The sequence below is a fragment of the Polyangiaceae bacterium genome, assembly GCA_016715885.1.
Taxonomy (GTDB): domain Bacteria; phylum Myxococcota_A; class Polyangia; order Polyangiales; family Polyangiaceae; genus Polyangium.
Genome location: JADJXL010000026.1, coordinates 186199 through 201811 on the forward strand (window position 1 = coordinate 186199; position 15613 = coordinate 201811).

Here is a 15613-nt window from a genome sequence, read left to right on the forward strand (position 1 = left end):
AACAGCCGCCGATGAGGCTCCCGAAAGCGACCCGGACCATAACACGACGCCTTGACGAGGCTCGACGACGCGTCTGGCGCATGGACAGACGCCTTCGCGAGGGTCCAGAGCGCGTGTGGGGATTCCCCAGAGCCGTCCGGGAGCCTCGAGAACGCCTGTGGGGATTCCCCAGAGCCGTTCGGGAGCCTCGAGAACGCCTGTGGGGATTCCCCAGAGCCGTCCGGGACCCTCGGGAACGCCCGTGGCGATTCCCCAGAGCCGTCTGGGACCCTCGACAAGCTCACGCTCGGCCCGACTTGGCCAGCTCGAAGCCTGGAAGCAAGGCAACCCGAGACACGAGCAACCGACGCCAAGTTCTTGAAAAATTTATCTATTTTTCCGGCGCGCGTTTTTTCCCTAAGATGCCGCGCATCATGAACCCTCGCAACCTTACCAACCTCGCGTCATTGATTCCATGGACGGCTGCAACCGCCCTCGGGGCCGCAGCACTCTTGCCAGGCGGATGCAACGACGCATCGCAGGTCCACGACGGGCACGTCGATTCCATCGGCGCGAACATCGAGGCCGAACCCGAACCCGACCCTGACGACATCGGGGACGACACACAGCCGGCACCTCCCGTCAATCCCGTATGCCAAAACGGCGGGCCACGGCAAGGCTGGGGACCCAATACATGCACTGATCCCGCTGCGCCCTGCGATGACGGCGACATCAAGTCCGAGGTGGATCCCAAAATCGATGCCTATTCCGTCGAGCTGCGCCCGTTTCTGCTCGAAGGCGCCTTCGCAATCGGAGAATGCAATCCAAAAAAACCCCCCAAGGGCACCATTCCACCGCTCAACCTGCGAAAACTCGCCGGCGGAGCTGCTCCCGTGTCGAATACCAACCTCACAGCCTTCGATTTCGGCGGAACCGACTTCGATGCCGTTCACGGCAATACTCGCGTCAATCCGCAAGAAGGCACCTATTCCGTGCTCCTGCAGCGATTCGTCCATACACCCGGCGGAATGCAATATTTGAATTATCGTTTCCAGGACGTGACGTGGGAATACCAAGCATCGAGCCGCGGGCGGAAAAGCACGACGCTCACCGCTCCTCTTGCGACCAATCCGGCAAACCCATTTGCTGCTCCGCAAGAAGGAGACATGACGCTCGACCTCGTGCGCACCGACTTCGTGAGCGTGCGTTTTCAAGTCACGATCCATACGCCAAATGTCGGCGTTTCGGCATTACGCTTCCGCGCACGGGCGCTCGATGGCTCGGTGGAGGGCGAATTCGTGTCGGATGAAAACGTCGACGGGGCCATCGTGCAAGGCGATATCGCGCCGAATCCCGCGAGCGTCGGAGGATTCGTGTCCACGTGGAAAAACGGCCGCGTGACGGTCACGGGCGAAGTATTGCTGCTGCCCGGAAAAACCTATCGCTTCGAGGACGCCGCCGTAGAATTGGCGGACTCCACGGGTGCTCCGCTCAGCGTGGTGACCGTTCCTTCCACCGATCTGCAAGTAAAACAGAAATGCGATACGTATACGGCCCAAACGACACTGGTTCCACCGAAAGGACGTTTGTCGGGGAGTGTATTTTTCCGGCGCGACCCGTCCGAGCCCTCGAATTCGGGACCAAGGGTGCGCAAATACAGCGTTCCCTATACCGGGGCAACCAATGAAAACGTGTACAATCACGAACGTGCTGGCGTGGACATCCACGGGAAGGAAAGGCTGCTTTACACGAGCAATGACGAGCCCGTGAAATACGACCATCGAGCGATCCGGGAGGGTCGCTGGGGACTGTCGGTATGCAATCCGGGGCCACGTGCATGGCTCGAATGGCCGTCCGGTGCTCGAGGATGGTTCCGCTGGCCAGCGCCGGGAATCAAAACGATTCACCCCGTCGACAAGGCAGACGATGCAAGCAGCGGACTCGATCGCGACGCGTTCACGTTCGTCGACGCGCACGATCCACTGATTTCGAGTCCCGAACTGCCTTATGCAATGCGACAAGAAATCATCGCGCTCGATACGCAGATGGCGTATGTCACCGGAACCATTCGCCTCGATGGTTGCATTGGCGAAACGTCGATTCACGCTGGGAATGCACACGTCTCCGGGGTCGCCGAAGACGACGGCCTTCCCGCGCAGTTCACCGATGAACGAGGCTACGAACGCAACGCGCGGACGGGCACCACGGGAGGCGCAGCGAGGGGCATATTTTCGAGCCCGGGGAATTATGAGATTGCCGCCTCGCAGGGCCCTTGGAGGGAGGGCGGCTATCATGTCAATCTTCGGCGCGGAACGAGCCCGGATGACTCGAATCATTACCATGGCACGCTCGGTGCACGCGTGCGCAATCCGGCGACCTACCACCTCACGCCCGGCTACGGCAATGCCGTGCAAGGGCCGACGCGAGTATTCACGACTGGCGAAATCAAGGCTCTGGTGCGCGTCCTCAATGAAGACGGTTCATTGCGGCCATTCACGAACCCTTCCGCGTACGTCGGCTCGTCGCGATATCCCTATGGCTACGCCTTGCAAGGGCAAGGCGAGGGCGTTTATTACGCCAGCTCGAAGGGATCGCCGGAATCGAAAATCGAGCATCCGATTCGTTTGATTGGCGTGGCCGAAAGCAAGGGCAATGTCCGGATCCGGGCCTATGTGCCCACGAATGCCGACGGCAGCGGCGGCGGGCTTTGGATGAGTCACATGTTGCGGAATGTGTCTTTCACGGCTGATTCCTGCAAATTCGAGGACAAGTGTGGTCCGGACAGTGATCTCGATGGGATTGGCGACTTTTGCGACAATTGTGTCGACGTGTCCAACAAATCCCAAAAAGACTCGGATCAGGACAACGTGGGTGATGCTTGTGAAGACGTCTGCGTCACCATTCAGCGTGGAATCGAGGGTGACGTATTCGACACATTCTTATCGAGCAATGCGTTGACGAGCAACTTCGGCGGCGCGCAGGAGCTTCTGGTGGGCCGGTTGTCGCAAGTTGGTTTGACCTGGTCGCTGCTCGATTTCGACCTCGGCGTCATTCCTCCCAATGCACCCGTGAAATCGGCCAAGTTGACGCTCTTCGGGCTTGGTGCCGGCGCGAAGGCGAGCGAGATTGTGGTGAACCTTGTGGGGAGCCAGTGGAGCGAAAACACGGTAACGGCAAGCTCGTTCCCGAACGTGCTGGATACGGACATCGCGGAGCCATTTCCGGGTGGAGTCGGTCCGGTGAGCGTGCCGCTCGAAACGGCGATCGTGGAGGCGTGGGTGAATCACACGGGAGATTCCCATGGGATTTTGCTATCGCAAGGAGCCGCGTCGTTTACGAAATTCGCGAGCAGTGAAAACAACGAAAAGGCGATCCGGCCACGACTGGATGTTTGTTATGTGAATCGAGCCCCGGAGCAGTAGCAATCGCGCTGCCCTCGCATTCCTCATTCTCACCAGGGCGTCGCCCAGACGCATTCTACCGCAACCCGAAAATGCTCGAGAATAGTGCTGGACCGGTAGGCCTCACTGCTCTTGAAACACGTATTCGTGTTGTCCATCGCGCGCGACGAGGGTTCGTTTCGAGCCGCTTCCGACGACGAATTCAAACCAGTAGACAACACCGGGGGTCGTGGGAATGAACGACACCGTGCCATCGGGATTTTTGCGGGACGCGACTTCACCTTGCCACTCGCCAAAATCGAAGATGGTGGCGGCGCCTTTTCTGATGACCTCGAGGTCGCCGAGGGCTGCGTTTTTGTAATGCGGCGCGAGCTTGGCCGATTCGGCACCGTCGGCGGGGACGGTGAGCAATTTGCGCTCGGCTGCTATGTATTCGAGGAAATTCTTGCCTTGCGCGGCCACGTTCGCGTCCGCTCGTGGCGTGCCGTCAAAAAGGACTTCGAGCAGCTTGCGCTGGAATTGGTTGCGAATGACCTGCCCTTGATCGCCATTCGTGAGCACGACGGCGCCGACTCCATGCTCGGGGAGCCACATCATATCGCTATGAAAACCCATCATGTCGCCCCCATGGTGCACCACGGTCACGCCCCATGTCTTGTCGACCATGAGGCCCATGCCATAGCTAGCGTCGGCATTGAGCGCGACTTGCGGGGCGCGGCGCGCAAGAAGGACGTCTTTCGAAATGTATTCTTTTCCGTTGGGAAGTTTGCCCTCGGCAAGTTCCATTTGGACGTACTTCAGGACATCGTTCACCGTGCTCCAAGCGCCTCCTGCGGGTCGTACGGGGATGACGGCATCATTCACGTTGATGACGGCACGCGCGGTTTTCCCGTCGATGTCTTTCGCATGCGGGGACGCGAAGTTCCCCGTTTGAGCACGCTTGAAGTCCAATGTCGTGTTTTTCATCCCGAGCGGCTCGAAGACGAGCGTGCGCATGGCCTCGTCGTACGATTTGCCCGTTTCGAGCTTCGGGAAGGCGACGTGTCCGCCCACGTACCCGGCAGCCGCGGCGAGCGGATTCGAATACTGAAAGAGTTCTCCGAATTTGGTCGTGGGTTGCATGGTCCCCAATGTTTTCAATGCCGTGTCCGGCGTTTCGCCGGCGAATTGGAAGATCCATTCGTAATCCTGGCGAGGGAGGCCCGTGCAGGCACAAATCAGGTGTTTTACCAGGACGCGATCGGTCGTATCGGCATCGCCGAGCTTGAACGTCGGCAGGAGGCTCGTGGCTTTGGTTTCCCACGTGAATTTCTTGTCGTCGACGAGTTTGCCGAGCATGAGCGTCGTCAACGCCTTGGTATTCGAAGCGATCAGGTATTTGGTGTCGCCGTCGACGGCTCCTTTTTTGCCGATTTCCCGGACCCCGAATCCCCCGGAAAATACCACTTTGCCGGCTTGAATGATCCCAATGGAGACGCCGGGTACGCCGAGTTTTTGCTGCGCGGTCTCGACGAATTTTGCAAGCTCTGCAATGCGTGCCTGGTCGAGCTGCTTGGCGGTTTTTCCGGCAAACGATTCACGTGTGCGTCCTTTGGGCAAGAGGCGGCTGAAAATGAGACCCACTTGGGCCCCGCGTTTTTCCCCGACGGCGTCGTCCATGTCGTAAATCGTTACGGTCCATGTATCGTTCGCAAAACGCGCGCCGACGCCCACACCGCGTTTCTCATTGGGTGATGTTCGATAGTCATAATAACGAATACGCGTCCACCCGTCGCGATCGGGCGCATCGACCGCCGACTTCAAGGGCCATTTCTTGTCGTTTCCATAAGCTTCCCACGCGAGCTTGACGGCTGCATCTGCATCAGCAGCTTTGACGTCGACGATGACGATGCGCGAGCCTGGTTCCGGTGCCTCCAGAATGGTTGCCGAGCCCTTGACGACCATGCTCCAACCCGCCGGCGCCATGAACGCATTGCCCGCCATGGTGGTTTTTGGCGTATCGGCGGTGATTCGTTCCGGAGCCGATGCTTTAGCGGCGTCTGCTTGGCTTGCCGACGGCGTCGGCGAAGGCGTTGCCGCAGCAGATGGCGCGGCACCTGCCGTGGGGACGAGATTGGATGGCGAAGGTTGTGAGCCGCAGGCCGCAACGGCGACGAGAGTCAGTGGCAAGAGGGAGCGCATGCGGTTTCATACACCAGCATGTATTCGATGCAAAGGGGATTGGTAAGGCGATTGGCACGTTTTCCAAGCTTGGAACGTCGAGATCCGAAGCGATACTCCCGACGCCGGCAGCGTCGGCCGCGAGCGCACCGGCCATTGACCCCATGGCAAACTCGAGCCGAGCGTGCCGACAGTTTGTTGCCTCGAGCGCTTTTGTGTACTTCTAGGAAATCATGGTGTGGTATGAAGCTGGGCCATGACGATGACACCTTCTCGAGAATTACGCTTCGATCCCATGGATCCTTCGTTCGTGAAGGATCCGTACCCACTGTTTGCCCGCTTTCGCAAGGAGGCTCCCGTGCTTCACTGGGAGCTGGGTGGTGGGCCCATATTTTTCCGCTATCGCGATTGCCTCGCGATCATGAAGGATCCCAGGCTCGGAAACGATCCTACGCTGGGTGCTGGCCTTCACGCCGACATGAAAACGTCGTTTCCCGAATTCGCGGCGCAGATTGAACATAGTCTGTTTTACGCCGAGGGGGCATCGCATGCGCGCCTTCGCAAGCTCGTGAACCCCGTCTTCGGCCCGCGTGCGGTCGAGGTGCATCGATCCAAGGTGAAGGCGATCATCGACGCGCTGCTGGACAAACTCCCGAGCGAGGGCGAAATCAATGTTTCTGCGGACTTCAATCGACTCTACCCCGTGCAAGTGATTGCGAGCGTTCTGAACATTCCTCAGCATTATCAGGACGATTTCATCGCTTATTCGGACGCCCTCATCGCCACGGCCCTGCCGGGGCTGCCGCCCGAGCTGTTTGCGTCATACATGCCGGCCTTCTCGCGGGGCTGCGCGATCGTGCGCGAATGCGTCGCCGAGCGCCGCGCCGCGCCATTGGAAAACGACCTCTTGAGCCAGCTCGTCACGGCTTGTGACGACGGTGAACGGCTCAGCGACGCCGAGCTCGTCGCGCTCGTTGGCGCCCTTTTGGCGGGCGGCACGGACACCACGGTGCACGGGACGAACAACACGATTCTCGCGCTCCTGCGCAACCCGGACCAGCTTGCGCTCGTGCGTGAAAACCCCGCTCTTCTCCGCAATGCATTCGAAGAGACGCTGCGCTACGATGGCATTCAGCGCGTGCCGCTCGTTCGTTATGCCAAAGAGTCTTTCACCTTCGAGGGCATTCACCTCGAACGCGGCAAACCGGTCTTTTTCTCGCTGTTGTCTGCGCTTCGCGACCCCGAGTACCTTGCGGATGCCGACGTATACGACATCCGTCGCCAGGTTCCGGGAACGACCGTCTGGTTCGGTCATGGCGCCCATTTCTGCCTCGGCGCATCGCTTGCCCGAATGGAGGCCGAAATTGCATTGCGGGGCTTCTTCGAGCGTTATGCCAAGGTGGAGCTCGCCGGCGAGCCGGTCTACGGATCACAGCCGATTCTTCGCAACATCGACACCCTGCCTCTCCGCGTCAGCGCCTCGGCTTGACGAATCTTGCGCGGCGTTCGAGCGCGACCTCACGGGCCGCATTCGAAGCAAATGGGCGCCATTTCATTGGCACTGCGCATTTGATCGACTCGGTGTTCGAGGAAATCGATCAGGTTTTGGAGGCACGGACATGTGACTTTCAAACGCCCAGATTTTGCACTAGCAATTCAGTGTGTCTCGTGAGAAGGGTAAAGACAGCATCCCAACCCACCACGTGCTTTCGAATTGGAGATCTCGATGAAGTATACGAAATCAACGATGTGCCGCATCGCCAGCGCCGCGATTGCCATGATGTTCACGGGGGTCTTCACGACTGCAGCCGGTTGTAGCTCGGATGGCTCGACGACGACGACGGGCTCCGGTTCGGGAGGAACCGTGACGTGCGGAATGGGTCAGGTGGATTGCGGTGTTTGCGTGACCTTGAGCAACGATCTTAGCCATTGCGGAGCTTGTGATAAGGCATGCGCACCCGGTGAAGTTTGCTCGGCAGGTGAATGCGGGCTGAGCTGCGTCGGCGGAACGTCGCTCTGCAATGGCATCTGCGTCGACACCAACGTCGACCCGAACAATTGCGGCACGTGCGAAAATGCGTGCACCGATGGACAGGTTTGCTCCGCGGGTCAATGCGGATTGACCTGCGTCGGCGGAACGTCGCTCTGCAATGGTATCTGCGTCGACACCAACGTCGACCCGAGCAATTGCGGCACGTGCGGGAATGCGTGCACCGATGGACAGGTTTGCTCCGCGGGTCAATGCGGATTGACTTGCGTCGGCGGAACGTCGCTCTGCAATGGTATCTGCGTCGACACCAACGTCGACCCGAACAATTGCGGCACGTGCGGGAATGCGTGCACCGACGGACAGGTTTGCTCCGCGGGTCAGTGCGGATTGACTTGCGTCGGCGGAACGTCGCTCTGCAATGGTATCTGCGTCGACACCAACGTCGACCCGAGCAATTGCGGCACGTGCGAAAATGCGTGCACCGATGGACAGGTTTGCTCCGCGGGTCAATGTGGATTGACCTGCGTCGGTGGAACGACCGCGTGCAATGGTATCTGCGTCGACACGGACGTCGATCCGAGCAACTGCGGCACTTGCGGAAACGCGTGCACCGACGGACAGGTTTGCTCCGCGGGTCAATGCACCCTGAGCTGCGTCGGTGGAACGACGCTCTGCAATGGCGCCTGCGTCGACACGGACGTCGATCCGAACAACTGCGGCGCTTGCAATACCGTATGCGGGGCCGGTACGGATTGCGTGAGCGGTCAATGCATTCCGCTTTGCTCCGGCGGCAATACGCTTTGCAATGGGGCGTGTGTCGACACGAGCACCGATACGAACAACTGCGGCACCTGCGGGAACGTTTGTCCTTTGGGAAATACCTGCTTCGCTGGCGCCTGCACAGCTCCTACGGGATACTACGTCTTGACCGGCACGCCAAACCCTGCCACCGTCTTCGACACCATTGCGGAAACATACCGATTCCCGAACAACCTCACCAACAGCATTTGGCATCGTCCGTCGAATGTCATCTTGACCGGCGAGTTTTCAACCAATGGGTATTGGGCTTTCCCCCAAGCCACCAACGTATACCCAAGTTCGCCCAACAACGGAACGCAAATCCACGCACGCATGGTGTCGATCCCGGCCACGGCGACCGTCGTTTACAGCAATGCGCCTTCGGTCGACGGCGTCGGTCCTGCCAATTCGAGCCAGTTCTCCGTCGTCAGCATCAATGCCGCTACGGGCTTGCTCACCGCCGGGGTGCAAGCCGTCTTCAGTGATGGATTTGCATCGGGGTGCCGATTGACGTCGTCCTCGGCAACGGAGTTTTTGTGTTACGACGGGACCGCAATCCGTCGTTATGGCACGACCGCCGGCTCAGCGACCTTGACCTACCTCGGCTCGGTCAGTCTCAGCGCACCATTGCCAACCGCCGCGCAATGTGCTCCCGCCAATCCATGTTATGGTAGCACGTTTGCGTTCGACGGCGCATATTATTATTTCGCCGCGCACCAGGGCAGCAGCTCGAGCCTCAACTATATCGTGTACACCGCCGCGGGAGTTCTCGTCAACACGTTTGCCGCGGCGGGTGCGGGCTCCATGAACGGCGTGTACTTCGATTGGTGGGTCGGACGCTACTCCGCACACGATGGCTACGGCAATCGTTCGGGAGGTTCGATCTACGGGCCGGCAGGCTCCGACACGCATTGCTTCAGCCCCATATCGAGCGCGCATACGCTGTTCTAGAGCGTAATTCATACCTCGACGAGCGACACGCGCGATGCATTCGGCGTTTGCGGCTCGATATGCACGACCGTTCGTTTCACCCGATAAAGTGACTGATCTTCGAGCATCTCCAGCGATAGCCCATTGGCGCTGATTTTTTCCTTCACCGCAGGAGAATTCAAATCGAGCTCGGGTAGCCACGTTCCCGGATTGTACAGGGCTCCATCGAGCGCTCCATTGACGATGGCGTGGGTATGACCGTAAACGACGTGCGTCACGCCTGGCTTCGCAAGGTGCTCGCGCGCCGCTCGCAATTCGCGATCTTCACGAAAAATCCCGAGCACCGCACCCTCGGGCTTCGTCTGCACACCCACCTCGACGCGTCCGCCCTGCGCGAGCACCGCCTTGTCTTCACGAGGAAGCGCATCGAGACTGTTTTTGATTTCGTCGCGAAACTGCGGATCCTGAGACATTCGTTCGAGAATGACCTTCTGCCACGCAGGCTCGGCGAATCCTGCAGCAACCATCGGTGGCGTCGGCGTGCTTTCTTCCCCGAGCACCGCGCCCGCAATGGCACCAATCGGCAATCCACGCGCTTTCAGAAACTTGAGCAAATGCACGACTTCGGCTCCACCAATCCACTTTTTTCGCACACCATGCCAAAGCACGGTGGCCATGGGTTTTACCGAATCGGCGAACGGATACCGGCGCTCGAGGTCATTGTAGAACCGGAGCATGAAGTCCGTGCCCCACACGCGTTCGAGCCATTGCTTGCCACTTCCGTTCGGCCATTCGTGAATGAACTTCTCCAATTCGCGCGGAGCATTCTCCGGCGTGAAAGCATGACCATGCTCGATGTGAACGCCATGATACAGGCTGCCGCGAATTTCGAATTGCAATCGCTCGTTTTGCTCGGCCCCCAATCGCTGCCGAAGGAGCGTTTGCACCCTGGGCCATGCAAGATCGAGGTCGTGGTTGCCGATGTGAATGCGCAAATCCGCCCCAGCCTCGAGGAAACGCCGCAACGCATCGAATGACTGCGAATGCGCAGCGAGCGCGAGTTGGAGCTTTTTCACCGACGCTTCTTCGTCCCAGAGCAGGTAACTCGGCTCGGCCACTTCGAATGGTGGGATCTGTGCGAAATCGATGAAATCCCCATTGATGAAGAGCGTTTTACCTGGTTTCGCGATGGATTCGACGAAGCTTGCGAGCTTTTCGTCATCGCGGAAATCCTCGAGCGGTTTTTGACCGTCACCGAGATGCAGGTCGCTGACCACAAAACCTTCCAAATTCACGACATGTCTCCTTGCAGTCCGCTCATGGCTCGGCGCACGACGAGATCCGGGCGCCCGTAGAGGGCATAGATGAGCGGGAACGGGTTGTGATATTTTTCGAACGCGATGGTTTGTGCGCAATGAAATGCTTCGGCAATGGTCTTGCCCTCTTTCAATAGCTCAGTCAAGACGAGCCGTCCGAATGCGTCGGCAAATACGGTTGGAACCTTCCAATCGGTCCCGATGAACCCCGCCGCGGACCATTTACCCATGAAGAGCTCGATGAAGGGGCTCATGTAAAGCAGTCCAGGCTTTGCCGAAGAGCACGCATTCATGAAAACGAGCGGTTTTCCGGGCAGATTGCTCTTGCGATACTCTTGCATATCGTCCACCGAAATCGCCTGTTGATCGAGCCAAATCTTGCTGTCCCGCACATCGACGCCGCTGTTGAATAGCTTCAGGTCGTCCAACTGCCCGCTCACGTCCGCGTGGCAGAAGAAATAGAGGAAGTTGCAAGGATCGTCGGGAGTTTTGAGGAAATTGTGAAGCTCCGTCTCGTTCCCGATGAGCGCTCCACCAAGTTTCTCGAAGAAACTCACCTGATTCTCCACGCAAACGGGCCCCTGCTCTTTTGCCAAATGCGGATCGATGCAGGCGCGCATCGAAAGCGGCGCACCCTCACCCAATATCGCGGGCGGTACTGCCCGAAGCGTCGAATCCCAGGCACGACAAATGCGAAATCGATGACCCCAAAATCTGCGAACATCGACATCCTCCGCCTTCTTGGGTTTGGGACCGTCATATAAAATGGACCACGGTACGAAGTCGGGGACGTAGATTTGCATGTATCCCGATAACTGTTCGAGCGATTCGCGCAGCATTTCGAGCTTTGCTCGGTCATCGGGCGTCGGAGCACACCGAAATAGCGCCCTGTGAAGATCGCTTCCCGCACGGGCAAACTCGAAAAGCATGTCCTGCGGCTTTTCAATGGCAAGGCCCCAAAACGGATCGTTCTCGTCGAGTCGCGCGCTGTAGCTGCGCGATAGCTCATTCAATTGCCCACGCAATGCCGCTACCGTTGGGCCGAGTATGTTCGAAGCCCATGCCGTTGGCGTCGCTCCCCCTGCCTTGCCCTTCATGCTGGAGAACAGGTCACCATTTTTGCCATGAAACAAAACCACATCAACGCCTGGCGCCGAGCTGATTGCGCTGAACGACACGTGCACGGGCACGGGCGCAGGCGGTTGAGCAGCCGATCCGACGCGAAAGCTCACGTTGGTCATCAAAACCATCATGCCACGGACAACCAAAATGAGGTCAATCGATACCTTATCACCCGCATCGGGTCGCAGCTCCACCTCGAACGGCGGCGTTCCTTCCGATAAGGAACACACAATGAGCTCGCTCTCCACCTCCGACGCGAATTCGGCATTCCGACCCACCGCACGCAAACCCGCGCCACGAGCACTCATGCGAAAACGCACGGGAACTTCCTGCTCTCCCCCGGGCGCGATTTGAATGCCAGCGACACCGAGAGGAGTCAGTCCATCGATATCGCGCTTCGACGATAGCTCGGTGCGCAGCCGATAAATCGTATTGGCGACGAGCTCGCGCTTTTTTTCGGCCTCCGGCGCGCCATCGAGACGCGTGTTCCAAGCAAGAAACCCCTGCGGCATGGGCTCCAATACCCGCGGTGGCTGCGCAAAATGCTCGATGGGCGCGGCTTCCTGGGCGAGCATCGTGGCGTGCTCGGAGAGGCTTTTTACGATGGAAAGGCGAGAGCCTTGCGGCGTGGCAATCTGCGTGAGAACCGATGCTACGGCATTGCCAATCTCGGCGACTTGCTCGGGCGTCGCCGGAGCGCGGCCAAGCCCGCCGAGAATGGGCTCGGATGGAATCGACAAACGTTCGGCCTCGCGACACCCCTCGCGGACTTTGCGCATTCCTTTGTACAATATCGTCGAAATCCATTGAGCTTCCGGCATATCGGGCGGCGGAAGCGCGGGAGCGGCAGCGTCTAGCAAATTCGCGTAATGCGGCTCGGCGCGGCGGAGAAGCCAACCCAGCATTCCACGCAGTCCCTCGACTCGAGCGTGCATTCTGACGATGCAATTGCGTGCCTGCCGGCCTTTCGATGTGTCCGCGTTCGCTTGGTAGCGGCATACGAAGACGGCGACGGGTTGCCCATCCACCGCGGCATCGATGCATTCGATGTCGAAGCCCGGAAACTTCATGCGCTGGGTAACTTCGAAAGGTCCGAAATCCAATTCTTGGACTTTCGGATCGTATAACTCGATATAAAGAAGCGGTTTTCCTGCAATGACACGTTCGGTGCTTTTCGGTGCGTGCTTCTCGAGACTCGTGGCTCGGGCGTACTCTCGCGCGAGCAATGCACCCGAGTTGCCCAGGGGAACGGGCCGAACATGCCCCCACCGATGAACTTCAATCAACATGCTCAGGAGTGCAGCGAGCTTATGCGGCGTCTTCGAATCATGGGTGCCGAGCGACAAGCCCACGTCGAATCGCACCAGCGCTCGACCATCGGACGAAACTTGGCGGAAATCGACGCTCGCCGATTTATCCAATCCCGCGAGGCTATCGATGGGAAAACGCGCGACGCCGTGCGCGCTGACGACATGCGATTCGCCAAACCAGGCGATATCGCTCGGCGCTCGGCGCTCGACACCGCCAAAGCCACGAATGAACGACGAATCCGCGGGCTCGGGCCAGCGCGGTGCGGTAAGTCGTGCGTCTTGCGGTTGCGCCGCCATGGGGCTGCGCATGTCGACGATCGGTTGATGAAAAGAGAATCGCACAAAAATGAACCTTCCACTTGAACGAACGACGCAGAAGGAGCGAAAAGAAGCAATGCTTCTTCTCACGACGTGGCTCGAGACTCAGTCAGACGCTGAGTAAGCTCGAGGTGCCAGCGACGCGGGCGAATGGAGCAAGGGTCGTGCCGCGCAGGATTTGCTACGCTTTGGAGAATTGCGCGGGTTTTGCGAGCGCAAAACCTGCGTGTCAGGCGCAATGTCCGCACCGGGAAGGTCGAAATCCCTCGTCATCGACATGGGCTCGGGCGCGAACTTCGAAGACCGCGTTCGGCTTGGCTGATAGACGGTGATGCGCGCGCGTTTGCCGGTTACATTGCGCCCATGGAAGCGCTCACCGCAGTCGGCATGGTCTTTGGCATGTTGGGTTTCATCTACCTGCTGAAAGGGCTGAAGCAGGTCAACCAATGGGAAGTCGCGCTGCGCTTCACGCTGGGCAAATTGAGCGGTCGCGTCGAGCCAGGATTGACGCTGTTTCTGCCTGGTTTTCAGAACCTGCGCGTCATCGACACACGCACGAAAAACCGAGACTTGCTGCGGCAGATGGTCATCACGCGCGACAACGTGACGACGATGATCGACACGGTTTTGTACTACAAAGTCGTCGATCCCGAAAAAGCAACGCTCGCCGTGGAAAACTACGAGGCGGCGATCAAGGATCGCGCGAAGGTCGTCTTGCGCGACGTGGTCGGTGAAACGCGCCTCGACGAGCTGCTTTCGCATCGCGAAGAAGTCGCGGCGAAGGTGCGCAGTCAGGTGGAATCGACGGTGTCGCAGTGGGGATTGCACGTGGAGCAGATCGGTCTCCAAGACGTGCAGCTCCCGCCGCAGATGCAAGAAGTGCTCGCGAAAGTGGCCATTGCCGAACGCGATCGGAAGTACGTCATCATCAAGAGCGAAGCGGATGTGGAGAGCGCGAAGAACTTCGCCGAGGCAGCGGGCATTTTGTCGAAGTCGCCGGGAGCCATGGAACTGCGGCGTTTCGAAGCGCTGGCAAACTTGGCGCAAGGCACAACGAAGGTGATCTTCGACCTCGCCAAACCCTACGACGAGGTACGTCACACGGCGGCGGCCATGACGGAAGCAGCGGTGACCGAGCCGGCGAAGCTGCGCGTGGACAACCAAGGGGACCAAGCGTTGAAAACAGCGTCCCAATACGAAGCGGAAGCGATCGCCGAAGCAGAAGCGGTGGTGCAAGCGCAGCGGAACTACGCAGCGGGTCGGAAGATCTGAGCCGTGCACGTCGACGAGCAGTCACTCGCAGTGGGTGTCGCAGCGCTCTTGGAAGCTCGCGGACAGCGGGAAATCGGGGCGCTCGTGCGCAGGAGCGTCGTCGAAGTCGCGGGGCGAGCCGAACGCTGGACGATGGGCGCGCGCGACGTCGCGGCGCATCGCATCGCGCTCGTCGTTTCCGCAGCGGATCACGTGATGCTTTCGTCGTCGACGACGCGTTTGGAAACGCTGCGAGATGCGTTCGCCGCGGCGGTGCGCACGCCTGAAACGGAGCTCGAAAACCTGTACTTGGTGCTCGCGCTGCCGCCGTCACAACTTGGGTTTCACCGCGGGTACCGGGACGCACCCGTGCGTTTGCCCGAGGCGCCCGCGACAGACTCGGTGCTGGGCGGTGCCGTGGCGCTTTGCTGGGCGGAGCAGGACGAGGTTTCTGCGCGTGCGCTGGAACGCGCGACGCTCGAAGATGCGATCGTGGCGACGGGTGCGCGCAGCGTGCGGCGATTCGTGCTCAGGCTGGACGCGCCGGATTTTGCGAAGGCGGAGCGGGATCCTGCCTTTGGCGATCGGCTGATGCGCGCGGTGCGGAGTGCGGCGGTGACGGCGGCGGACACGACGACGGCGGTGTTTTTGGGGGTACGGTTCGTAGAGACGCACTCTGCGCCTGGACCCGAGGCGTTGCTGGTGCAGTCGCTCGAGCGGAGAAACGTGGTGACCGTCCCGATCGCGCGGGACGACGAGCGAACGCTTTTGGCGCTCGTATACCAAGATAAACTCGCGCTGCTCGAATTGACGAAAGGCTCGCCAAAGCAGTGGTTCAAGAAGCCCAAATCCATCGAGTCCGACGAAATGGAAGTCGATCGTTTGCGGCTTTCGGACCGAGCGATCGAGTCGCCGGATGCGGTGGAAGCGGCAAGTGTCGAGGTTCTTCGCGTGTTATCGGAAGCGTTGGGGCGTCGATCTTGACGGAGACGCCCGGGTTCTTTACACGTTTCGTCGGAAGCACTTAGGCACTCCGCC

The 15613-nt window shown here is 59.5% G+C and carries 8 protein-coding genes; 5 read left to right on the forward strand and 3 right to left on the reverse strand.

Translation table 11 applies throughout. From position 1 onward, the window contains the following. The first annotated feature begins 413 nt into the window (after positions 1 to 413). Positions 414 to 3401, forward strand: coding sequence for a DNRLRE domain-containing protein (locus IPM54_40635; protein MBK9266081.1), 2988 nt, complete (start codon positions 414 to 416; stop codon positions 3399 to 3401). A 102-nt stretch (positions 3402 to 3503) separates the two neighbouring features. Here the strand turns inward: IPM54_40635 and IPM54_40640 are convergent, their stop codons facing one another. Further along, positions 3504 to 5363 (reverse strand): beta-lactamase family protein, encoded by a 1860-nt coding sequence (locus IPM54_40640; protein ID MBK9266082.1) that lies wholly within the window; start codon positions 5361 to 5363, stop codon positions 3504 to 3506. Positions 5364 to 5802: 439 nt separating this feature from the next. Here IPM54_40640 and IPM54_40645 point away from each other — a divergent pair, with 439 nt between their 5' ends. Both IPM54_40645 and IPM54_40650 read left to right on the forward strand, forming a co-directional pair. Then, a complete protein-coding gene (locus IPM54_40645; protein ID MBK9266083.1) occupies positions 5803 to 7029 on the forward strand; it encodes a cytochrome P450 in 1227 nt (408 codons plus the stop codon). Between the two features lie 237 nt (positions 7030 to 7266). Further along, the gene (locus tag IPM54_40650) at positions 7267 to 9279 is read left to right on the forward strand and encodes a hypothetical protein (protein MBK9266084.1); all 2013 of its coding nucleotides are present in this window, start codon (positions 7267 to 7269) and stop codon (positions 9277 to 9279) included. 8 nt (positions 9280 to 9287) lie between these two features. Here IPM54_40650 and IPM54_40655 read toward each other — a convergent pair whose 3' ends face one another. Together IPM54_40655 and IPM54_40660 are read right to left on the reverse strand one after the other, a co-directional pair. Then, positions 9288 to 10553: a metallophosphoesterase gene (locus IPM54_40655; GenBank protein MBK9266085.1), complete on the reverse strand. Its 1266-nt coding sequence runs from the start codon at positions 10551 to 10553 to the stop codon at positions 9288 to 9290. Then, the gene (locus IPM54_40660; protein MBK9266086.1) at positions 10550 to 13315 is read right to left on the reverse strand and encodes a CHAT domain-containing protein; all 2766 of its coding nucleotides are present in this window, start codon (positions 13313 to 13315) and stop codon (positions 10550 to 10552) included. Before IPM54_40660 ends, IPM54_40655 begins: the two co-directional genes overlap by 4 nt. A 396-nt stretch (positions 13316 to 13711) precedes the next feature. Here IPM54_40660 and IPM54_40665 point away from each other — a divergent pair, with 396 nt between their 5' ends. Together IPM54_40665 and IPM54_40670 are read left to right on the forward strand one after the other, a co-directional pair. After that, the gene (locus tag IPM54_40665) at positions 13712 to 14596 is read left to right on the forward strand and encodes an SPFH domain-containing protein (GenBank protein ID MBK9266087.1); all 885 of its coding nucleotides are present in this window, start codon (positions 13712 to 13714) and stop codon (positions 14594 to 14596) included. 3 nt (positions 14597 to 14599) lie between these two features. Continuing rightward, positions 14600 to 15559: a hypothetical protein gene (locus tag IPM54_40670; GenBank protein MBK9266088.1), complete on the forward strand. Its 960-nt coding sequence runs from the start codon at positions 14600 to 14602 to the stop codon at positions 15557 to 15559. Positions 15560 to 15613 lie beyond the last annotated feature (54 nt).

Excerpts from the sequence above, each read along its gene's own strand:
- IPM54_40635 (MBK9266081.1), top strand. The coding sequence starts at position 414 with ATGAACCCTCGCAACCTTACCAACCTCGCGTCATTGATTCCATGGACG.
- IPM54_40640 (MBK9266082.1), bottom strand. The coding sequence starts at position 5,363 with ATGGCGGGCAATGCGTTCATGGCGCCGGCGGGTTGGAGCATGGTCGTC.
- IPM54_40645 (MBK9266083.1), top strand. The coding sequence starts at position 5,803 with ATGACACCTTCTCGAGAATTACGCTTCGATCCCATGGATCCTTCGTTC.
- IPM54_40650 (MBK9266084.1), top strand. The coding sequence starts at position 7,267 with ATGAAGTATACGAAATCAACGATGTGCCGCATCGCCAGCGCCGCGATT.
- IPM54_40660 (MBK9266086.1), bottom strand. The coding sequence starts at position 13,315 with ATGCGCAGCCCCATGGCGGCGCAACCGCAAGACGCACGACTTACCGCA.
- IPM54_40665 (MBK9266087.1), top strand. The coding sequence starts at position 13,712 with ATGGTCTTTGGCATGTTGGGTTTCATCTACCTGCTGAAAGGGCTGAAG.